Below are 20,723 nucleotides of genomic sequence, written 5' to 3'. Positions count from 1 at the left end.
GATAAAGAAGTGCAGGGGGAACGAAGGTTTAACCGGTAAGCTATCCTACATGTTGAAAATGAAAAGGGCACCTACAAGAGGTGCGCCTACCTTTTATTATTACACTGTGTGAAATGCCTGCCCTGTTTTCTACTTGATTTTCAGAAATGAAGCCTAAATCCCTCTCCTCTAAACACCAACAACTAATCACTAATCACTAACAACTAAACCCCAGCCACTACTTCTTCAGGAAGTCCCCAAAACTGGTTTGCATGTAGGCTTTTCCTTGTTCTACCTGTTTGTCAGAGACACCTGGGTCGCGCAGGATGGGGCGTTTGGCTACGTTGTCAAAGGTGACGGTGCCGTTGGGGGTGACCATGCCAAAGCCGTCGTTGAAGACGTAGAACGCGAAAGGGGTAGCTTTGGCATCCAGCAGGTTTTTGCTCCAGCCGAAATGATGGGTGGGTTGGCCCATCTGTTGCAGGAGGGTAGGCACAATATCCGTTTGAGAACCTACAATAGTCACAACCGTGTCCCGTACGGCCAGCGCGCCCCCGGTAAGAAGCAAAGGAATCCGGAATTTGGAAGGGGCATCGTTCTGGTCCCGGCCGGGGAAATGGTGTCCGTGGTCGGCTACCAGCACCACCAGGGTGTTCTGCCACAAGGGCATTTTCTTGGCGGCGGCTATAAAACGGCCCAACGCCCAGTCGGTATAATAAAAGGAGTTCTTGAACTGCGTTTCCTCCTCGGTTCCCGGAAACTTGGCCGGAATGGGAACGTCATAGGGTTCATGGCTGCTGAGGGTGAAGATGGTGGTCAGGAAGGGTTGGGCCGGGTTCTGGTGGTCGGCCAAGACTTTGTCAAACAGGATATGGTCGTGCACGCCCCATTTAGAGTTGTAATGCTCGCTCCCGAAGTCTGATTTCTCCACCAGGCGGTCGTACTGCCCGTTGATGAGGTACGACTTGATATTCGCGAAGGCCAGTTCCCCTCCGTAATAATAGCTGGTGTGGTAGCCTAACCCTTTTAATTCCGATGCCAGTTGGGGCAGCCGTTCTGTCTTTTTGGGTGTTTTGATAATGGAGGTGGTGGTTTGCACCGGGTAGCCGCTCAACAAGGCCACCATGCCTTTCTCGCTCCGGTCACCGGCCGCATAGATGTTCTGGAACAGGATGCCTTCTTTAGCCAAGGCATTGAAATTTGGGGTCACCTCCGGCGGGCCGCCCAAGGCCCCGATGAATTTGGCGGTGTAGCTTTCCAGGATGATGAACAGCACGTTTGGCTTTTGAACCCGCAGCAGCGAAGGCACAGTGTCGCTTTTAGGGGTGTAGAGTTCCTGGACCAGGGCCTGCGCCTGCTGTTCTTCCATGTACAGGTAAGGGTTCTTGGTGTTGTGGTTCTTCTTCAACACCGAATGCATCACGTTCCAGGGCACGTTCACCCCAGCGTGGTTCGCGAATACCTTTTGCGAGAAGTACACATCACTTTGGTTCAGGGGAATCTGCTGCCATCCTCCCCGGATGGGGAGCACCAGCAAAGCCAGCAGAAACAGACTAAGCAATAATTGGCCCGCCAGCTGTTTCGTGCTGGTTTTAGGACTGGTTTCCCATTTTCGGCGGAGAAACGTAAATCCCGCCCAGCCCAGCAAAGTCAGGCTAATAAAAATCAGCGCCAAAAGCCACACCGGGGCGGAAGCTGTGGACGCCAGCATCTCGGCAGGCGTGTTCAGGTATTGCAGGGGCGTGGAATCCAGCCTAAAGCCCCAGGCCGAATATAATTCCAGGTCAATGGTCAACAGCACCACCACCACCGGCAGCAGCACATAGGTGAAGGCAATGGCTATTTTCAGAAAAATCTTCTTCCGGAAAGCCACCTCGTTTAAAAAGAGCAAGAACGGGATCACGCTCAGGTAAGCGGCAAAGGAAAAGTCCATCCGGAGGCCGTACCCCAGTACTTTACCTATTTCTAGGGCAGTTAAAGAAGCCGTTTTGGAGGCGTGGTAGAGGAGGAAAACAATTCTTCCTATCTCAAAGAAGAGGACCCAGAAGAGGAAGTAACTGATGGTTCTAAAAAGTATTCTTTTCACAGGTCAAATATACCGCTTATCCGATTCTTACAAAAAGTCCCTTAAAAAGCAGGGGGTATCAGATTCAAGGGGGTGTTGTTCAGTTTTGATACCATTTTTGCAAAAGTGCCCAGAAATTAGAGGGGGTCTTCTGAGGTTTTGATAGGGTTTAAAAAAAACAGGTATAAAAAAAGAGGGGGGTTGCTTGATTGTAAAAATTTCTCCGTTACATTTGGAGCAGATAATAAACCTAATAAAATCCATGGCCATTCTTCGTTTCAAGGCTTTAGAGTTGGTAAACCAACGGGCACCAGTAGAGGTGAAGCTACCTTCTGACAAAATCTCTGATTATTATGGATCCAACGTTTTTGGTTTAGAGGCCATGCGTTCTACCTTATCAGGTGATTATTTCAAACGTTTACAATACGCCATCAAGACGGGTACCAAGGTAGACCGTAACCTAGCAGATGCCGTGGCGGGGGCCATGAAAACCTGGGCCATGGCCCACGGTGCCACCCACTACACGCACTGGTTTCAGCCCTTGACCGGTGAAACGGCAGAGAAACACGATTCTTTCTTCGACCTTGGTTCTGATGGCCGCGCCCTGGAGATTTTCAAAGGCAGTGCCCTGGTACAGCAGGAGCCAGACGCTTCTTCTTTCCCTAACGGGGGAATCAGGAACACCTTTGAGGCCCGCGGCTATACTGCCTGGGATCCTACTTCGCCCGCGTTCATTATTGAGAATGCCGGCGCCAAGACCCTTTGTATTCCTACCATCTTTGTTTCCTATACCGGGGAGGCCCTGGATTACAAAGCTCCTTTGCTTAAAAGCCTGGACCTGGTAGAGAAAGCCGCCGTAGAGGTTTGCCAGTTTTTTGACAAAGACGTCACCAAAGTGACCACCACGCTGGGCATTGAGCAGGAATATTTCCTGGTAGACCGTGCCTTGTATGATGCCCGCCCTGACCTGGTGATGGCCGGTAGAACCGTATTTGGCCATGAGCCTGCCAAAGGCCAGCAGCTGGAAGACCACTATTTTGGCGCTATCCCGTCACGGGTACACGCCTTCATGATTGATTTTGAGGCAGAGTCGCACAAGCTGGGTATTCCACTGCGCACCCGCCACAATGAGGTAGCCCCTAACCAGTTTGAGTGCGCTCCTACCTTTGAGGAAGCCAACCTGGCCGTAGACCATAACCAATTGTTAATGGATATCTTAGACCGAGTGGCTGAAAAGCACCACTTTAAGGTATTGCTGCACGAAAAACCCTTCAAAGGCGTAAACGGAAGCGGCAAGCACAACAACTGGGCCTTGAGCACCAACACCGGGGTGAACCTGTATGCCCCCGGCCGTCGGCCGAAAGAGAATCTGCAGTTCCTTACCTTCTTCATCACTACCGTGAAAGCGGTGCACCGGTACGCAGACCTGTTGCGCGCCAGCATCGCCTCGGCCAGCAATGACCACCGCTTGGGGGCCAATGAGGCCCCGCCCGCCATCATGTCGGTTTTTGTGGGCAAGAAATTGACTGAAGTGCTGGATGAACTGGAGCGTACCGCCAAGTTACCGTTAGACAAAGGAGACAACGTGTACCTCAAACTGGGCATCGACAAGATCCCGGAGATCCTTCTGGACAATACCGACCGTAACCGTACCTCGCCTTTTGCTTTCACCGGCAATAAGTTTGAGTTCAGGGCAGTTGGCTCCTCGGCTAACAGCTCCAACGCCATGATCACCCTCAACACCATTGTGGCCGACCAATTGCTGGACTTCAAGAACAGCGTAGAGGAACTGATGGCACAGGGCAAGAAAAAAGAAGTGGCCATCATTGACGTGCTGCGCGAGTACGTGATTTCTTCTAAAGCCGTTCGGTTTGAAGGGAACGGGTACTCCAAAGAATGGGAAGAGGAAGCCGAGCGCCGTGGGTTGAGCAACATCCGCAAAACGCCGCAGGCCCTGGATAAACTGGTAGATGAAGCTGCTTCAGAGTTGTTTATCAGGCATAACATATTCAACTCTCGTGAGTTGCATGCCCGTCATGATATTCTGCTCGAAGACTACATCAAGCGGGTGCAGATTGAGGCCCGCGTCATAGGTGACTTGGCCACGAACCACATCATTCCAACCGCCACTGCCTACCAGACCAAACTGGTGGAGAACATCAAAGGTCTAAGAGAAATTGGTCTGGAAGATGATGAGTACACGAAAACCACTCTTGATACCATCAAGGCTATTTCTAGGCACCTTACGGTCATCAAGACCAATGTGACGGCCATGATTGAGAAGCGGAAGGTAGCCAATAAAATAGAAGATACCCGGGAGCGTGCCATCATGTACACCGACGAGGTGCTGACCTTTTTTGACATCATCCGCCGCAGCGTAGACAAGCTGGAGCTGATTGTAGACGATGAGCAGTGGCCCCTGGTGAAATACCGGGAAATGATGTTCCGCCACTAATCCTTTTGGACTAATCATAAAAAAAGCCTCTGTCATCTGCAGAGGCTTTTTTTTATGATTCATTTGAATGCCGATCTGGGTAAAACGCCACTAAAGCGGACAGACAGCTAAGTGCTCAGTGCGGTAAAGGTGAATCAGGGGGCAAAGGGGACCGCAAGGGCTTCAGGTTCTTTCCTTTCTCCAATACCTTTGCTTTGATTTGCTCCAGGGTAGGGAGGCGGTGGCGCCATTCTTGTTCTTGCCACCAGGTCTGAACGGTAGGGTTCTGCTGGGCCATTTTATACACCCGTTTCAAAACGAAAGGCAGGAGCAGAGCTACTATGTTGGTCGCCATGGCTCCTCTAATGCCCAGGTGCAGCATCAACCTCAGCAGCAGCAGGTCTTGTAGTTTGTCTAATAATAGCTTAGGGCCTTTTTCCTGCACTTGTCCTTTCAGTACCTGCAACACCTGCTTTGCATTGCCGCTTTCCATTTCCTTTTGCAGCCACTGCTCCACGGTTTCGCGGGTGACCTGTACGGCCTGCGGAATCTGGCTCACCGTTAAACCTGCCTTGTGCAGGAGGCGAGCGGCCACTACATGGCTTCTCTGTAAAAAGGGAGGGTTCATCTGCTGAATTGCTACTGTTTACTACGCTACGGGTTTCCTGACCCAAGGTTCCTGCCGCCGCTGTTAACCTCCCGCGCCGGCCCGCGTAACGGAAAGGAGTTTAACCCAATCAAACAAGCCGATGGATTTCAACGTGCCGGAATTTAAAAAGCGCCTGGAGCAAGAGCGCCTGATGGGCAATTCGCCTGAGCAAGTCATTCAGCAAGAAATACGGGAAGCGGAGAATATCAAAGCCGGTCTTTCAGAAGAAACGAGCCATGCCGCCGAATTCGTGTCAGAGGCTATTAACCGCATAGACACCTACATTTTCCAGCTCCATGAAATGGCCAAGGAGTTGAACCCGCACGAGTTTGACCTGGACCAGCAGACCTACCTGAAAGACACCCGTATGCACGAGCGAATTGAAGGCAGGATTAACCGCTTAAAAGAGCAGGGCGAGGCAAACGCCTCCAATGAAGACCCGTTGTTACGGAAAGGAGAGGAGGAGCAGGAATAACCCCTGACTGCCTCCGTGTTCCTCTTTAATTATGATAAACCCGAGTAGGTTTTAGGCTTCAATCTTGTAAACCAGAGGAAAAACAAGTACCCTCCTTAGATAAAAGCGCCGCTTTCTGGGGCTTGGTTCCCGGAAAAAGTCTGGCCTACTTGGCGCATTTTAGTCTTAATGGCTTCTCGGTTAGGGAAATGCCGCCGTAAACTCATGTTGTCCCACCAGCACCTGAACTGTGGGTTTTTCTGCATCAGCTCCACCAGCCGTTTCAAAATGAAGGGTAGGATGATGGTAGCGGTTTTGGAGGCCACTTCATAATCCATGGACAGGCGCACAATGTATTTGGCCACCACCATATCTTTCAACTCATCAAACAACAACTGGGAGTCTTTCTCCAGGGTATCGCTCTTCACCATCTGGAACACCAGCGGAAGGTTTCCCTGCTCCATTTCCTGATGGAGCCAATTTTCAGCAGTTTCCCGGGTGATCTGAATAGCCGAAGGAATATGTACCTGGTCCATGCCCGCCTTCCGGAGCAAGGCCGCCGCCTGGCGTTGGCTTTGGGATAAGAATAGTATAGGCATATTGGTAGTATCTTTAGATATGTATTGTACGCCAGCAAAACGGCCGTGTTTCCTATGTTTGCCGTTCCTGTGAGGGCTACACGAATTAGGCACTGTTTTAAGGCTTCTTTTTTAAAAGAAAGGCTAAAGCTGCTAACGTATTTATTAATTGATCCTGAGGTTTTTATAAAACTTTTCCATTTGCCGGTTTTAGGAAATATAGGAAAAGTGACTTTTTTTAAAAAAATGAAGAAAAACAACCCAAACCTTCGCCTCCTGGGGTGTTGGCGGCTTCAGGCACACGTTTAGCTGCATGACTTAAAAAAACCTCGTACTTTTACAGAAGCTGCGCTGAACAAACTGTTTTAGCCAATGGTTGAAGTAGTAGGTAAACCCCTTTTCCCATGAACATTGAATCCTGCGCCTTGGGCGGCCTGTATTGCCCCAGCCTCACCAATTATTCCCGGCGGGTTACCCGCGAAGTACGCATCGGCGACCTCGCTCTGGGCGGGAATAACCCCATAAGGGTACAGTCCATGACCACCGTTGACACCATGGATACTCTAGGGTCAGTGGAGCAGGTGATCAGAATGGTAGAGGCCGGTTGTGAGTACGTGCGCATTACCGCCCCCAGCGTAAAGGAGGCCGAAAACCTGGGACTGATCAAAAACGAACTTCGGGCACGTGGGTATTCCGTACCGCTTATCGCTGATATTCACTTCACGCCCAACGCCGCCGAACTGGCTGCCCGTTTGGTGGAGAAAGTGCGCGTGAACCCCGGCAACTACGCCGACAAAAAGAAATTCCAGATCCTTGACTACACAGATGCCACCTACCAGGCCGAACTGGATAGAATCCGGGAACGCTTCACGCCTTTGGTGAACATCTGCAAGGAATACGGCACGGCCATGCGCATCGGCACAAACCACGGGTCTTTGTCTGACCGTATCCTGAGCCGCTACGGAGACACGCCGCTGGGCATGGTGGAAAGTGCGCTGGAGTTCCTGCGCATCTGCGAAGACCTGCACTACTATGACGTGGTGCTGTCTATGAAAGCCAGTAATACCCAGGTAATGGTGCAAGCTTACCGACTGCTAGTCCAAAAACTGGAAGAGGAAGGATTACAACCCTACCCGTTGCACCTGGGGGTCACCGAAGCCGGCGAAGGCGAAGACGGACGTATAAAATCTGCCGTAGGCATTGGCACCTTGCTGGAAGACGGATTAGGCGACACGGTTCGTGTTTCCTTGACCGAGGCTCCTGAACTGGAAGCACCCGTGGCCAAGATGCTGATTGACCGGTACGCCACGCGGGCCGGCCACACACCCATCAAGCCTATCTGTCAGCTGCCCTACAACCCGTTCCAATACCACCGCCGCGAAACCCGCGAGGTGCTCAACCTGGGCGGGCACAACGTACCGCGCGTGGTAGCTGACCTGAGCCGTTTAGAAGACATTACCTTTGAAGACCTTAGGCCCATAGGCCACATCTATTCCCCGGCCCTGGATAAATTCCACATGAGTGACCAGGGCGCCGATTTTGTCTATACCGGCAGTACGCCCATCCCGTTTATGTTGCCCAACGGCTTAAAGGAGATTATTGACTCCGATACATGGGTGGCCAATGAAAAAAAGGAAGACCAATTCCCGCTGTTCACGGCCATGCAGTTTGAGTTATCAGACGCCTGGCACCCGCTGCTGAATTTTGTGCAGGTATCACTGGGCCAATTAACCCCTGATTTCATAGAAAAATTGCATAATCGTCCGGATGTGGTGCTGATCCTGGAAACAGAGAACGAGCATGCTATGCCAGAGCAGCGGAAAGCCTTTGTCCGGCTCATGAACCAGGGGCAACCGGTGCCGGTCATTATCAAACGTTCTTATGAAGACCTCACCGATGAGCAGGTGCAGCTCTACGCCGCCACTGATGTGGGCGGACTGCTGATTGACGGCATGGGCGACGGGATGCTCCTGAGTACCCAGGACCTGAGTTATCGCAGCAAAGAAGACTGGGGCTATACCCTGGAAGGGCTGAACAAATTAGCCTTCGGGATTCTGCAGGCGGCCCGTACCCGCATGAGCAAAACCGAGTACATCAGTTGCCCCAGCTGCGGCCGTACGCTGTTTGACCTCCAAGAAACCACCGCCATGATCCGCAAACGCACCGACCACCTCAAAGGCGTGAAGATCGGGATCATGGGCTGCATTGTGAACGGTCCCGGCGAAATGGCCGACGCAGACTACGGTTACGTAGGCGTGGGCAAGGGAAAGATTGCGCTGTATCGCGGGCAACAGGTCATCAAGAAGTCGGTGCCGGAAGAACGCGCCGTAGACGAGCTGATCGAGTTGATCAGGGAAGACGGCAACTGGATTGAACCTGCCGGGTTGGAAGGCTGAAAATAATCCCCTAATCTTAAATCATTCGCCTGTTTGAAGTGTTTATAAGCTAGACAGGCATTCCATTAAACTAGATAGCTCATATGAAAGGTCTCTTTGATTTCTCAGAAGTTGCCACCTACTTCTTCCGCAAGAAGGACCCAAACCGGAAAACCAATTTCAACCTGCGCACCATGCATACCATCAACAAGGTGTCTATGCTCATGTTCCTGGTCGGGTTGATTTACCTGGTGTTTAAATTAATGACTCGGTAATAGATTTCTCCGTCATTCCTGTAGATATAAAAACCACTTGTCTTTGGGCAAGTGGTTTTTTATTTACTTTAGATTCTATGAACATAGAAGAATTCAGGGACTACTGCCTCCGCAAGCCCCAAGTGGAAGAGACGTTGCCCTTTGATCAGGACACGTTGGTGTTCAAGGTAGCCGGTAAAATGTTTGCCTTGTGCAGCCTATCTGACTATGCCGCCGGAGTGGCTCTCAAATGTGACCCGGAACGGGCCGTGGAACTGAGGGAGCAATACCCCGCCGTCCAACCGGGGTACCACATGAGCAAAAAGCACTGGAACACGGTATTGCCTGAGGCTTTTCTCCCTTTGGGTCTGTTGCCCGAATTGATAGACCATTCCTATGGGTTGGTGGTGCAGGGACTGCCAAAGAAGGTGCGGGTGGAACTGGGGCTGTGTGGCATGGGTGCTGATGTAATGAAGGTAGGAGTACGATTTTGATAAGAAAACTCACTGCCTCTGCACGAATACATCTTTACAGTATAACGAGGCTACAAGACCAGGTAAATTGTAGCGACGTAACACTGTTACGTCGTAGGATGCGCTAAAAGGTAAGAACATCACATGACACCATTAGGAGAACCGTTTCTGGGTTTGCCCTGTTTTTGCAAAAATTTGCCGTTTTCGGCTGATTAAACCGGAGAGGATGAGGCCAATTCCTAAGGTGGTTAAGGCGCCGGTGAACCCTGCATCATAATTGTAATGCCATTCCACCCGCCAATCCTTTTTTGCCTCCAGATCCTGGTAGACGGACTTACTAATCTCTTCGCCCGTGGTGCGATGAAAATACCGGTTTTGGTTAAAGAAATAACCGGTTCCTACTGCGACTAGTAAGGCAATGCCCAGGATGATATTATACCGTTTCACCATAGAAGGAAGATAGAAATATTTTACCTCCTAATAGCTATAATTGCCAGGCTTTTTACTTTAAGAACTTCTGACGCTGTGACTTATTCTTAAATCAAAAGCCTGTTCTTTACAGGAACAGGCTTTTGATTTAAGAATTGTTTTAGGGTTGTTTTATTGAAAACGCAAGAGAAATGCTATACCACAACGTTTACAATTTTACCGGGCACCACAATCACTTTTTTCACGGGCTTGCCGTCCAGGAGTTGAAGTACCTGCTCTGAGCTTAACACCTCTTTCTCAATTTCCTCCTTTGGCATTTTCAGGTCGAAGGTGAGTTTCGTCTTTACTTTTCCGTTCACCGAGATAGGGTAGTCAAAGGTGCTCTCCGTCAGGTATTCTTCTTTCCAAATTGGGAAAGCAGCGTAGGTGATGCTTTCAGTATGTCCTAATCTGGCCCAAAGTTCCTCCGTGATGTGCGGGGCATACGGCGCCAAGGCAATGGTAAGGGGTTCCAAGATAGCCTGCTTTTTCGTTTTCAAGGCGGTTAGCTCGTTCACGCAGATCATGAACTGGCTCACGCTGGTCCCGAAGGAGAAGCGCTCAATGTCTTCCTCTACTTTCTTGATGGTTTTGTGCAAAGCCTTTAATTCCGCTGGCGTAGGATCTTCCTGGGTCACGGCAAAGGTGCCTCCCTCGTCAAAGAACAGTTTCCAGAAGCGGCGCAAGAATTTATACACGCCATCCATGCCATTGGTGTTCCAGGGCTTGAATTGTTCCAGAGGGCCTAAGAACATCTCGTACATGCGCAGGGTGTCAGCTCCGTATTCCTCTACCAGCACATCTGGGTTCACCACGTTGTGCTTGGACTTGGACATCTTCTCAATTTCTACACCCACTTGGTATTTCCCATCTTCCAAGATGAATTCTGCATTGGCAAAATCAGGACGCCAGGCTTTAAACCGCTCCAGATCCAAGACGTCATTCTCCACGATGTTCACATCCACGTGCAGGGCAGTGGTGTCATATTGATCTTTCAGGCCAAAGGAGACAAAGGTGTTAGAATCCTTCACCCGGTACACAAAGTTGGACCGGCCCTGGATCATGCCTTGGTTGATGAGCTTTTTGAAAGGCTCGTCCTGGTTTACCAGGCCAAGGTCAAAGAGGAACTTGTTCCAGAAGCGGGAGTAGAGGAGGTGGCCCGTAGCGTGCTCTGAACCACCAATGTACAAATCCACGTTCTGCCAGTAATCAATGGCTTCTTTGCTGGCGAAAGCAGTGTCATTCTGGGCGTCCATGTAGCGGTACCAGTACCAGCTGGAACCCGCCCAGCCTGGCATGGTGCTTAATTCGTACTCAAACTCACCGCGGTACTTCCAATCCTGGGCCCGACCCAACGGCGGCTCCCCCGTTTCGGTGGGCAGGTACGCGTCTACTTCCGGTAACACCAACGGCAGTTCGCTTTCTTCCAAAAGGGCTGGAATGCCATCTTTGTAATAGACAGGCACCGGCTCCCCCCAATACCGCTGACGGCCAAACACTGCATCGCGCATGCGGAAGTTGATGCGGGCTTTACCCACGCCCAGTTCCTCAGCGCGCTGGATTCCGGCGTTGATGGCGTCTTTCACCTCCAGCCCGTTCAGGAACCCGGAGTTGATGATCTTGCCTTCTTTCCCGGCATAGGCTTCTTTGGTCAAATCGCCCCCGGCCACTACTTCCGGAATGGGCAGGTTGAATTTCTTGGCGAAGGCGTAGTCCCGAGTGTCATGTCCGGGTACGGCCATCACGGCACCAGTGCCATAACCGGCCAGCACGTAATCAGCGATCCACACTGGTACTTTCTCCCCCGAGATAGGGTTGATGGCATAGGCGCCGGTAAAGGTACCGGTCACCGATTTCACGTCACTCATTCGGTCGCGCTCAGACCGGTTCTTGGCCCAGGCCACGTATTCTTCTACCTCAGCGCGTTGCTCCGCGGAAGTGATCTCCGCCACAAACTCGTGCTCGGGTGCCAGCACCACAAAACTCACCCCGAAAATGGTGTCAATGCGGGTAGTGAACACGGTGATGTGCTTGTGCTCATGGCCGTCTACCTGGAAGCGCAGTTCCGCACCCACCGATTTCCCGATCCAGTTGCGTTGCATTTCTTTCACCGGCTCGGGCCAGTCTATGGTGTCCAGGCCTTGAAGTAATCTTTCAGCGTAGGCAGTGATGCGCATCATCCATTGCTTCATGAGCTTGCGCTCCACAGGGTAGCCGCCGCGCTCAGAAACACCGTCTTTCACCTCGTCATTGGCCAGCACCGTTCCCAATTGCGGGCACCAGTTCACTACGGCTTCAGAAAGGAACGTGAGGCGGTATTTAAGTAACAGGTCTTGCTGCTCTTTTTCGTTCAAGCGGGCCCAGGCATCGGCGGTCACGTGAGGGGTGTCCTCGTCACAGGCAGCGTTCACGTGGGTGCTGCCCCGCATTTTGAACTCTGCCACCAATGTGTCAATGGGCTCTGCTTTGTCTGTGTTGTAGTTATACCAGCTGTTGAAGAGCTGCATGAAGATCCACTGGGTCCATTTGTAGTAGCTGGGGTCGGAGGTGCGCACCTCGCGGTCCCAGTCAAAGGAAAAGCCCAGGTTATTCAGCTGCTCAATATAGCGGTTAATGTTCTGGGTGGTAGTCACAGCAGGGTGCTGCCCCGTCTGGATCGCATATTGCTCGGCCGGTAGGCCGAAGGAGTCAAAGCCCATTGGGTGCAGCACGTTGAACCCTTTGAGGCGCTTGTACCGGCTCACAATGTCAGAGGCGATGTATCCTAGCGGGTGCCCCACGTGCAAACCAGCCCCAGAGGGGTACGGAAACATGTCAAGCGAATAAAACTTGGGTCTGCTCAGGTCTATCTCGGTCTTGAAGGTCTTGTTCTCGCTCCAGAAGCGCTGCCACTTCTGCTCTATGGATCGGTAGTCGTACTCAGACATGGGTAGGATATGGTTGTGTGCGGTTAAGGCGCAGGTTAGGTTCTATGATTTCTTAGCCCCAGGGGCTAAAGGCAAAAGTAAGGAATTTCTTTGTAGCCTGATATATGCGAATATGTGCCGTTTTATCAAAGAAGCGATTCAGAGAAAAGAGGAATAAGGACAATAGCAGGTGTACCTAAAAATTAAATATCAACTAATGGGAAAAGAAATTTAAAAAAACGTTTGACTTGATGTGTGATAGGAGAGGTGCACAGAGGTGAGAACTTCACTCAGAATATCTTCAAAGATTAGACATATTCTTAAGAAAGATAATTGTTTCATTGTAAAATATGAGAAAAAGGTCTAGTTTTAAGATACCATTCTTAATTGAATCTGCTCTTACAAAAAAAATGTAAAATAAATTAGTATTCTAACTTGAGTTGGTATTAATATAAAACAGCTTATCTTAAATTATTTTAAAAGTAAAATTTCAAGTGATAATTTATATCAGTTATGAAAATAATAAAAAATTATGTGTTGCTAATTTGTTTGTTTTCTTGGGTATTTTCATTTTGTAAAGACCAAGATGAAGAAGTTTTACCAAAAAACGCCCATTTCATAGTACAGAAAGATTCAAATTATTTGCACAATGATTTTGAGTTTGAGGCAATAGATTCCTTACCAAATATAAAGTACAAATGGAATTTCGGAGATGGTAGTTTATTGGAAACAGGTCATAAAGTATCCCACAAGTATAAAACCCCTGGAACTTATACTGTTAGCCTTACCTTGGGAAATGTGACCAGTTCAAAAGAAGTACTGGTATATCCAGGTACGCTCAGTTACCAGATAAAGAATGAAAGCAAGAACGTATTGCATCTTGAAACATATGTTGACAATTTAAGAGATAATGGTTCAGTAGTTTTTACGTTAGGTGCAGGAAGAACATCGGATCAAATTTTTTCAAAGACTATTTTTGTTGGAGGAGTTAATGCAAGAGGTTTACTAGGTGTTTTTCTTACCTATAATAATATTAAATATATTTACAGACCTTCTATATGGCTTGAATTATTTCAAAATCATACGTTTGTATTAACTAATTCAACAGAGTTTCATAGAGTATCAAGCAATGATATAGGGCCAGAAAGAATAAGGCTGGAAAATTTATAAATTTTTTATTAATGTTTAACCTTCTTTTAGAAGGTCTCCCCTTTAGAAAGCCTGTCACAATAATAAATTGTAGCAGGCTTTTTTTTAAAAGCAAATGCAACTATCTAATTAACCCCGCCAATGGATCAACTCCATTCCAGGTTCCTTTGCTAGAAAGAGGCGTAAAACGGGCGAACAATTCCTCGGCGTACCACCCGCGGGAACGGGTGTTTTTTACCACCTCGCGGTGGGCGGCCATCCGGTAGGCATATTCTTTCATACTGGCTTCGTCTTTCCAGAGGCTGAAGGTGGCCTGGCGCAGGAAGGGCGCTTCGCCTAAACCAATGGAAGCAATCAAACCGGTGGCTTGGTCAAGGCTGGCACTGGCCTGGGGCACGTGCCGCCAGAAATCGATCGCTTTGGTTAATTTGATGGTGGCCCGGGTCAGTACGGCGATGGGCACACCTGCCGGAGCCGGATGGGTTTCTTGGGTGAAGGGATTCTGGCCGTTCCAGAGACCATGCGCCTGCAAGGGCTGCAACTGCAGGGTGTACTGCTCAAAGGTGTGCTGGCGGTATTCCTCCAGCAGGGGATGGGCTTGGTAAAAATCCTCGGCGGCGGCGGGAGAGTCCCAGGTGGCCATGAGGCCGTAGCGGTACCAGTTCGGCTTCAGGCTGAAGCCTCGGCCCTGACCGCTGCCCAATAGTTTAAAAAACCTCAAGCCTTTCACCTGCTGCAGCACCCGCACCGAGGTGCCCATCTGCGCCAGTCCCCAGCGCCATTGGCCAGGCTTTACGCCAAACAAGGTGAGGGTGGTATGGGCAGGAACGGAGGGTGCGGAAAATGGTGCCAAACTGGAAGACAATAGAGAGTTTCAGGCCTGTTTTCATTTAAATAGCCCCAAAGCAAAGATACCTCCAGGCCGCTTTTAGGCAAGAAAAAAGGGAGCCGAAACTCCCTTTCCAATATAACCTACAAATTGATCTTTTTGTTTTCGCCGGGGTGGGCGGGTTCCCCAGTTAAGGCGGCTTTTACCATGCCGTACAAATGCACCACCGCACTGTTAGGGGTATCCCAATATTCTGCTTGGTCAATGGTCACTTTCAGCAACCCGATATTAGGGTCTTCCTTTCCACCGGGAAACCAGGCTTTGAGCGCCGGGTTCCAGAGTTCCTCTATTTTCTGCTGGTCACGCAAAAGCTGTGCGTGCCCTGACACTGACACGTACAGGTTGTTGTTGGGCTGGGCGTAGCTCAGGTTCACGTGGCTGTCTTGCTTGATCTCATGTGATTTACCCGATTCATACCCGGTGAAGAACCAGATGGTGCCGTCTTCCTGAACGGTCATGTGGCGCATAGGGCGCGAACGGATGGTGCCATCTGGCTCCACGGTACTGAACATGGCCGTGTCTATATCCTTGATCTTTTCTATAAGGGCCTTCAATTCTCCCTGCTGATTTTGTTTGTTTTCCATAGGATGATCTGTCTTTTTCTGATGTAAAAGAATACGGCCTACCCCAGGGAAGGTTCCTTTTGACGGGCAGGTGTCCATTCATAACCAAATTGCGTACCTTTGGTTTAAACGCCAGCCCTTGAATTACCTCGCCCATCTTTTTCTTTCCGGTGACGATGCCGATCTGCGCCTGGGCAACTTCATTGCCGACAGCGTGCGGGGCGCCCAGATCCTTCAATACCCGCCGCGGGTGCAGCAGGGCATCCGGCTGCACCGCCTCATAGATTCTTTCACTGACACGCACCCGGTGGTAGCCGAGTCAAAGAACCGGTTGCGCCCCACCTGCCGAAAGTATGCCGGGGTCGTAGCCGATGTCTTCTATGATCATTTCCTGGCCTCTTCCTTTCACCGGTACAGCCCCCTTTCTTTACCTGATTTCGCCTCGGCCGCCTATGCCCAGATCCAGCAGCACCCAGACCTGTTGCCCCCGCGGGTGCACCACTTCTTGCCCTATATGGTGAAACAGAATTGGCTGGTATCCTATGCGCACATTTCCGGAATCACCAGGGCCTTGACCGGCCTCAGCAGCCGAACCTCTTTTGACTCTGGAATGGAAAAAGCAGGCGAAGAACTGGAGCTTTATTACCCTTACTACCTTAGAGAATTTGAGCAGTTTTTCCCTGAGTTGCAAGCCTATGTTTCCCAACAGATTGAGTTAATTAGGAATTAGGAATTAGGAATTAGGAATTAGGAATTAGGAATTAGGAATTAGGAATTAGGAATTAGGAATTAGTTTTTCCCTGATCGCTTTTAATAAGCACTAGTTTCTTTTTTAGCTGGCGCCCGGTTGCAGCTCATGGCTTCCTCTGGTGATCAAAATCTGCTGGTCAACCATAGCTCAATATTGCTTAGGTGCAGACAAGAGTTGCGTGCACCTGTCAGCGGGAGAGGCTTTTTCTACCGAAGGGCTTGTTTAGATAAATACAAGCAAATAGGGGTGTAGCTTTCGCCGCATGGAGGTTACAAACTTCCAAACATTTTAGGTCCAAATTAGAAACTTGAACCAGTATATTGGGTTGATGATTATGCTATTTAATTAAACCGTATTTTGGGTTAAGTGGTTAGGTTTAACTAGTGATAAGCCGTGTTTTTACCTTAGCTATTTTAGGGCATTTTTCTTTAAAAAGGCAAAAAAACAGCAAAGGCCGTCTATTAGTAGACAGCCCTTGCTCAATTTGAATAGAAAAGGATCTTATACTGATTCCTAATTCTTAATTCCTAATTTAAAACCTCCTAGTGGTGATGTCCGCCTTCGCCGTGAACGTGGCCGTGAGAGATTTCTTCCTGGGTGGCTTCGCGCACGCTGATGATCTTGCCTTCAAAGTGCATGTCCATGCCGGCCAGGGGGTGGTTGAAGTCCATGAGCACGTGGTCGTTCTCTACGCTCACAATGCGGCCCTGCATGTGGTTGCCTTCGTTGTCAGACATAGGGATGTAGTTGCCTACCTGCACCATTTCCTCGTCAATCTTGCCCTCTACCTCAAAAACGTTCTTTGGTACCGGAACAATAGCTGACTCGTCCAGGTCGCCGTAGCCTTCCTCTGAGGCAACGGTGAATTTGAAGGCTTCGCCCGCGGATTTTCCTTCCAGCTCCTGCTCAAATTTCTCAGGCAGGCCACTCACACCAAACAAAAAGACCATGGGATTTTCCTCGTCGGCGGTCTCCACCAGCGTGTTTTCGCCTTCTTCGTCGGTTACGCGCAGCTCGTAGGTGAGCGACACCACTTTGTTCTCTTCGATTTTCATTTGGTGATGGTTTATGAGGTTGTTAATGTAAAGGTAAAAAATCAAGGGGAAGTACCATGGCTTCTCTTCTCTTTCCCGGGCAAGTTTAAGGCAGTAGGTGCCGTTTCCAGGGGTAGGAAAAGAGGCATTACAGACCCTTTTCTACTGATCCATAATGCCTCTAACGAAGCAGGCGGGGCAAAGGATTTATTCCGCCTCCGGTGAAATCAACTCCCAGGCGCTGCGGTAGGCCCCTATGTTTTCTGCGTACGCCAGGAATTCCTGGTAAAAGAGATTCTGCCCCAAGGTGGCGCTATCTCCCACAATCACCATTTTTCGCTTCGCCCGTGTCATAGCCACGTTCATCCGGCGCACATCGGCTAGAAAGCCGATTTCTCCTTCTGGGTTGCTGCGTACCATGCTCAGGTACATGATGTCGCGTTCCTGTCCCTGGAAAGAGTCTACCGTTCCCACCGACAGTTGCCGCTGGGCTTGTAAGGCAGCCAGTTTAGGTTCGTGCTCTACCTGGTCATTGAGGTAGTTGATCTGGGCCCGGTAGGGGGCAATGATGCCAATGCGTAGCGGTGCCGCTTCTTCCTTGTCTCCTGGTTCATAGGGCGCCAGAAGGTTCACCAGGTGCCGGATGAGCACATCGGCTTCCTCTGGGTTGGCGGTGCTGCTGCCTTCGCCCATGGTCTGGTCCTGGAAGCCGCAGCCGGCCGTGTCAATGAATTCCACCACCAGCCCCGGTTCAAATGCCGGGAAAACATCTGAAAGCGTGGTGGTGCGCACGCTTTCATGGGCCTGTAGCTCTCCGCGGTAAAACTGCCCGTTAGAGAAGCCCATGATGTGCTCATGCATGCGGTACTGGGTGTTCAGCATCACGGCGGTTTCCGGCTGGCGCTCAATGCACTTCTCAAACAAGGTGCGGGCCAGGCCACCTCGCTCAGCGGCGATAGATTTCACCGTTGGGGGCAGCTGACAATGGTCACCGGCCAGTACTACCCGGTTAGCGCGGGTAATGGGAATCCAACAGGCAGGTTCCAGGGCCTGGGCCGCCTCGTCAATAAACACGGTGTCATACTGCAGGTGCCGGATGGCGCGGTTCGCGGAGCCTACCAGGGTACAGGTAATGACTTCCACCTGGTCCAGCAGATCCTCCGTGATGTAATCTTCAATATCATCTGCCTGGGACAGCACCCGCTTGCTTTCTTCTTTCATGAAGCGCCGGTGTTCCCGCTCTTCCGGCCCGAAGTTCCGCTTGTACTGGGTGGCCATGGATTTGTATTCCTGGGCCGTTTTCCTGAGCTTTTTGAGTTGCTTGTACTCCCGGTGGTGCATGATCTGGGCATCAAGGGTATGTTCCAGCAATACTTCTGAAACCCGTGACGGATTCCCGATCCGGATCACGTTCACGCCATGCTCCGCCAATCTCTCGGTGAGCAGGTCCACGGCGGTGTTGCTGGGCGCGGTCACCAATAATTTCTTTTCGCCGGTGCTCAGGGTGTGCAGAATGGCTTGCACCAGCGTGGTGGTTTTGCCGGTTCCCGGAGGACCATGGATAATGGCCACGTCTTTGGCTTGCGCGATGTTCTGGACGGCGGCATTCTGGGAGTCGTTCAAAGAAGCAATAGGGGTGAAAGGCCGCTCCCGGCGGAAGGTGGCAGGTTGCGCCCCCAGCAGAATATCGCGCAGCTGGGCAAGACGGGATTTCTCGGCTTCCATCACCTTCATGAGCGCGATTTCCATCTCGCGGTAGCTTACCTCATCAAAGGTAAGTTCTACCCCAAGCCGTGATCCGCCCTCAATCCAGTCGGGCAGGTCTTCTTTGGAGGTGGCCAGGCGCAGTTTGTTACGTTTTACTTCCAGCACCACCCCGTTCAGGGCACCGCCTTCGCCGTTGGTGAACAAGGCCGCCGAAGAGCCCGCCTGGAACATGTGTAACTGGTCTCTGCCGGAGGTGCGCTCCAGTTCCACCACTACTTTGTTCCCAAAGCCTACTTCCTGTTTGATCACGCTCACCGGGTACCAGCAAATGCCCAGGCGTTTGCGCTCTGTAATACTGGTTTGGGCGTTTTTTAATTGGTATTGCTTGCGGTCTTCGTCCTGCTCCAGTTTAAGCAGCGCCCGCACATCTAATAGTTCGTCTAAGATTTTGTCCATGAAATTGGTAAGACCTAGGAGGGGAGATTTAGAGGCTTGACTTCTGTTGGGCGTGTGTTCCTTGTGGTCCTGCATCTGGGCTCCAGCGTCTGCGTTGTAATGGGTTAAGCAAAAAAGGTATGGCGGCAGCCTTGGCATTGGTACACCGTGGTGCCGGCATAAAGAACCTTTTTCCACCAAGATAAATTCCTTTGGGGTTCTATCTCTGCCGCGCCGCAGGCTTGACACTTGGGTGCCTCATGGGGTTTTTCTGCCTGGTTTTGCGAAAAGGCCTCTAAAAGGGGCTGGGCCGACGGTACATCTTTCTCCTGGACCTGTACTTGGAAATACAGCCCCTCGCCAAAAGGAAGCGTGGGAGGACCACAGGATTTCACCAGGGCGGAGATCCCCGTCTGGGTAAGTTGTTGGTAAAGGTCTACGGCTTCAGAGTAAGTAAGGTATTGGGCGGCGGGCACCAGGCGCTCCCTCATGCCTTCACCCGGTTGCTGGTGCGGCTGTTAGCTACCTGGCCCCTCAACCGGATAATATAACCAATGAGTAAAAGGCAAAGCATGGCAAAGAAAGCGGCAATGGCATCGTGTTCAAATTTGGCGTCTTTTGAATCCTGCAGCTTTTCCTCCAGGTCCTTGATCTTCCGGTCTTTGCTCTTTAATAGGTTCTGGGCATTGGAAACAGAGGCTTTCAAGTCATAGATATTATCGGTGATCACCCGCTTGTCGCCTCTGACCTGGTTGTTCAGCAGCTTGCTTTCCTTCTCCAGTTCAGCGGCTCTTTTGGCCACGCTGCGGCGGGTTTCCAGGTTCGCCTGCTCTACCGCCTGAATGATCTGCTCGTCTTTCTGCAAAACTTCTTTCAGGGCCTCTATTACGGCGCGCATGTCTTCTTTAGAAGCTTTCCCCCAGAAGTTGTTGCTTTGCGTTTTGAAGTAGTCATATTTAAGCACCAGCTGCTCCCGTTCCGTGATGAGCCGGTCTACTTTAGACTCACGGCGGGGAGCCGCCGGTTTGGGCGGCGGGGTGGCCTGGGCAGGAGTGGCCTCAGAAGAAGCGGTGGCCGGTGCAGCTGGCTTAGCGGCGGGGGCGGTTCCTTTGGTGTCTGAGGCGGGCTTTTCAGGGTTTTGCTTTTTAATGATGGCGTTGATCTTGGTGCCCAGCTTAGGGTCCTGCTGCTTGGGAGTAGCGGTAGAAGTAGTGTTGGCCGGAGGCGTAGCCAGGGTTTGGGCTGCCAGATGGTCAGCTGGCACCAGCATACAGATGGCAATCAGGGCAGGGAATACAAGCTTCATGGGTATGGTACGCTATTAAAAACAATTGTAAAAGCTCACCTAAGCACTTGCCACACATTTGGCTTCGGGCACTTTTGTGTAAAAATAGGCGAAAAACAACACATAGCCTTCAATAATCTATCCACTTCCGGGATTCCTTTCCTTCCGCTGGCCCAGCCAAGGCGAAGACCTTGATTACCAGCGGCGGCAAGGACAAAAATTAGTTTAGAAGTCTCCGTGGTTTTTATTTATAAAAATAACCTTATTTACCATAT

Annotated in this window: 18 protein-coding genes; 7 read left to right on the top strand and 11 right to left on the bottom strand. The window is 50.7% G+C overall.

The window, feature by feature from the left end:
- Positions 1 to 217: 217 nt before the first annotated feature.
- Positions 218 to 2,065 (bottom strand): LTA synthase family protein, encoded by a 1,848-nt coding sequence (locus FOE74_RS09215; RefSeq protein WP_149098318.1) that lies wholly within the window; start codon positions 2,063 to 2,065, stop codon positions 218 to 220.
- 241 nt (positions 2,066 to 2,306) lie between these two features.
- On the opposite strand from FOE74_RS09215, the gene FOE74_RS09210 reads away from it, so the two are divergent.
- Entirely contained in the window at positions 2,307 to 4,499 is a 2,193-nt protein-coding gene (locus tag FOE74_RS09210; protein WP_149098317.1) for a glutamine synthetase III family protein, read from the top strand.
- Between the two features lie 115 nt (positions 4,500 to 4,614).
- Here FOE74_RS09210 and FOE74_RS09205 read toward each other — a convergent pair whose 3' ends face one another.
- Entirely contained in the window at positions 4,615 to 5,106 is a 492-nt protein-coding gene (locus tag FOE74_RS09205) for a hypothetical protein (protein WP_149098316.1), read from the bottom strand.
- A gap of 121 nt (positions 5,107 to 5,227) precedes the next feature.
- Between FOE74_RS09205 and FOE74_RS09200 the strand changes: the two genes are divergently transcribed.
- Positions 5,228 to 5,602, top strand: a complete 375-nt coding sequence (locus FOE74_RS09200; protein WP_149098315.1) for a hypothetical protein — start codon at positions 5,228 to 5,230, stop codon at positions 5,600 to 5,602.
- A 95-nt stretch (positions 5,603 to 5,697) separates the two neighbouring features.
- Here the strand turns inward: FOE74_RS09200 and FOE74_RS09195 are convergent, their stop codons facing one another.
- Positions 5,698 to 6,180 carry a hypothetical protein gene (locus FOE74_RS09195; protein WP_149098314.1) on the bottom strand — a complete coding sequence of 161 codons (483 nt, stop codon included), beginning with the start codon at positions 6,178 to 6,180 and terminating at the stop codon, positions 5,698 to 5,700.
- A gap of 383 nt (positions 6,181 to 6,563) precedes the next feature.
- Between FOE74_RS09195 and ispG the strand changes: the two genes are divergently transcribed.
- The 3 genes from ispG to FOE74_RS09185 all read left to right on the top strand — a co-directional run bounded on the left by ispG (position 6,564) and on the right by FOE74_RS09185 (position 9,282).
- A complete protein-coding gene (gene ispG, locus FOE74_RS09190) occupies positions 6,564 to 8,555 on the top strand; it encodes a (E)-4-hydroxy-3-methylbut-2-enyl-diphosphate synthase (RefSeq protein ID WP_188686549.1) in 1,992 nt (663 codons plus the stop codon).
- Between the two features lie 83 nt (positions 8,556 to 8,638).
- Entirely contained in the window at positions 8,639 to 8,809 is a 171-nt protein-coding gene (locus tag FOE74_RS21195; protein WP_188686546.1) for a DUF6728 family protein, read from the top strand.
- Positions 8,810 to 8,886: 77 nt separating this feature from the next.
- Positions 8,887 to 9,282 carry an MmcQ/YjbR family DNA-binding protein gene (locus FOE74_RS09185; RefSeq protein ID WP_149098313.1) on the top strand — a complete coding sequence of 132 codons (396 nt, stop codon included), beginning with the start codon at positions 8,887 to 8,889 and terminating at the stop codon, positions 9,280 to 9,282.
- Between the two features lie 132 nt (positions 9,283 to 9,414).
- On the opposite strand, the gene FOE74_RS09180 is transcribed toward FOE74_RS09185, so the two are convergent.
- Both FOE74_RS09180 and leuS read right to left on the bottom strand, forming a co-directional pair.
- A complete protein-coding gene (locus FOE74_RS09180) occupies positions 9,415 to 9,711 on the bottom strand; it encodes a hypothetical protein (protein ID WP_149098312.1) in 297 nt (98 codons plus the stop codon).
- A gap of 173 nt (positions 9,712 to 9,884) precedes the next feature.
- On the bottom strand, positions 9,885 to 12,656 hold the full coding sequence (gene leuS, locus FOE74_RS09175) for a leucine--tRNA ligase (RefSeq protein ID WP_149098311.1): 2,772 nt from the start codon (positions 12,654 to 12,656) through the stop codon (positions 9,885 to 9,887).
- A 492-nt stretch (positions 12,657 to 13,148) separates the two neighbouring features.
- Here leuS and FOE74_RS09170 point away from each other — a divergent pair, with 492 nt between their 5' ends.
- A complete protein-coding gene (locus tag FOE74_RS09170; RefSeq protein WP_149098310.1) occupies positions 13,149 to 13,805 on the top strand; it encodes a PKD domain-containing protein in 657 nt (218 codons plus the stop codon).
- A 100-nt stretch (positions 13,806 to 13,905) separates the two neighbouring features.
- Here the strand turns inward: FOE74_RS09170 and FOE74_RS09165 are convergent, their stop codons facing one another.
- A complete protein-coding gene (locus FOE74_RS09165) occupies positions 13,906 to 14,637 on the bottom strand; it encodes a spheroidene monooxygenase (RefSeq protein WP_149098309.1) in 732 nt (243 codons plus the stop codon).
- A gap of 119 nt (positions 14,638 to 14,756) precedes the next feature.
- Positions 14,757 to 15,257 (bottom strand): pyridoxamine 5'-phosphate oxidase family protein, encoded by a 501-nt coding sequence (locus FOE74_RS09160; protein ID WP_149098308.1) that lies wholly within the window; start codon positions 15,255 to 15,257, stop codon positions 14,757 to 14,759.
- Between the two features lie 118 nt (positions 15,258 to 15,375).
- Here FOE74_RS09160 and FOE74_RS09155 point away from each other — a divergent pair, with 118 nt between their 5' ends.
- Complete coding sequence (locus tag FOE74_RS09155) at positions 15,376 to 15,966, top strand: acyl carrier protein phosphodiesterase (protein WP_149098307.1); 591 nt, start codon at positions 15,376 to 15,378, stop codon at positions 15,964 to 15,966.
- 563 nt (positions 15,967 to 16,529) lie between these two features.
- On the opposite strand, the gene FOE74_RS09150 is transcribed toward FOE74_RS09155, so the two are convergent.
- From FOE74_RS09150 to FOE74_RS09135, 4 genes are all read right to left on the bottom strand, one after another.
- On the bottom strand, positions 16,530 to 17,042 hold the full coding sequence (locus tag FOE74_RS09150) for an FKBP-type peptidyl-prolyl cis-trans isomerase (protein WP_149098306.1): 513 nt from the start codon (positions 17,040 to 17,042) through the stop codon (positions 16,530 to 16,532).
- A 186-nt stretch (positions 17,043 to 17,228) separates the two neighbouring features.
- Positions 17,229 to 19,184 (bottom strand): AAA domain-containing protein, encoded by a 1,956-nt coding sequence (locus tag FOE74_RS09145; RefSeq protein ID WP_149098305.1) that lies wholly within the window; start codon positions 19,182 to 19,184, stop codon positions 17,229 to 17,231.
- 104 nt (positions 19,185 to 19,288) lie between these two features.
- Complete coding sequence (locus FOE74_RS09140) at positions 19,289 to 19,654, bottom strand: hypothetical protein (protein ID WP_149098304.1); 366 nt, start codon at positions 19,652 to 19,654, stop codon at positions 19,289 to 19,291.
- Positions 19,651 to 20,469 carry a hypothetical protein gene (locus FOE74_RS09135; RefSeq protein WP_149098303.1) on the bottom strand — a complete coding sequence of 273 codons (819 nt, stop codon included), beginning with the start codon at positions 20,467 to 20,469 and terminating at the stop codon, positions 19,651 to 19,653. The genes FOE74_RS09140 and FOE74_RS09135 overlap by 4 nt, the downstream gene beginning before the upstream one ends.
- Positions 20,470 to 20,723 lie beyond the last annotated feature (254 nt).

It is taken from the genome of Rufibacter glacialis, assembly GCF_008271745.1.
GTDB lineage: Bacteria > Bacteroidota > Bacteroidia > Cytophagales > Hymenobacteraceae > Nibribacter > Nibribacter glacialis.
This window is presented reverse-complemented; position numbering and strand designations above follow the sequence as displayed.

Coding starts and splice junctions, on each gene's coding strand:
- FOE74_RS09210 (WP_149098317.1), top strand. CDS start 2,307: ATGGCCATTCTTCGTTTCAAGGCTTTAGAGTTGGTAAACCAACGGGCA.
- FOE74_RS09205 (WP_149098316.1), bottom strand. CDS start 5,106: ATGAACCCTCCCTTTTTACAGAGAAGCCATGTAGTGGCCGCTCGCCTC.
- FOE74_RS09200 (WP_149098315.1), top strand. CDS start 5,228: ATGGATTTCAACGTGCCGGAATTTAAAAAGCGCCTGGAGCAAGAGCGC.
- FOE74_RS09195 (WP_149098314.1), bottom strand. CDS start 6,180: ATGCCTATACTATTCTTATCCCAAAGCCAACGCCAGGCGGCGGCCTTG.
- ispG (WP_188686549.1), top strand. CDS start 6,564: ATGAACATTGAATCCTGCGCCTTGGGCGGCCTGTATTGCCCCAGCCTC.
- FOE74_RS21195 (WP_188686546.1), top strand. CDS start 8,639: ATGAAAGGTCTCTTTGATTTCTCAGAAGTTGCCACCTACTTCTTCCGC.
- FOE74_RS09185 (WP_149098313.1), top strand. CDS start 8,887: ATGAACATAGAAGAATTCAGGGACTACTGCCTCCGCAAGCCCCAAGTG.
- FOE74_RS09180 (WP_149098312.1), bottom strand. CDS start 9,711: ATGGTGAAACGGTATAATATCATCCTGGGCATTGCCTTACTAGTCGCA.
- leuS (WP_149098311.1), bottom strand. CDS start 12,656: ATGTCTGAGTACGACTACCGATCCATAGAGCAGAAGTGGCAGCGCTTC.
- FOE74_RS09170 (WP_149098310.1), top strand. CDS start 13,149: ATGAAAATAATAAAAAATTATGTGTTGCTAATTTGTTTGTTTTCTTGG.
- FOE74_RS09160 (WP_149098308.1), bottom strand. CDS start 15,257: ATGGAAAACAAACAAAATCAGCAGGGAGAATTGAAGGCCCTTATAGAA.
- FOE74_RS09150 (WP_149098306.1), bottom strand. CDS start 17,042: ATGAAAATCGAAGAGAACAAAGTGGTGTCGCTCACCTACGAGCTGCGC.
- FOE74_RS09145 (WP_149098305.1), bottom strand. CDS start 19,184: ATGGACAAAATCTTAGACGAACTATTAGATGTGCGGGCGCTGCTTAAA.
- FOE74_RS09140 (WP_149098304.1), bottom strand. CDS start 19,654: ATGAGGGAGCGCCTGGTGCCCGCCGCCCAATACCTTACTTACTCTGAA.
- FOE74_RS09135 (WP_149098303.1), bottom strand. CDS start 20,469: ATGAAGCTTGTATTCCCTGCCCTGATTGCCATCTGTATGCTGGTGCCA.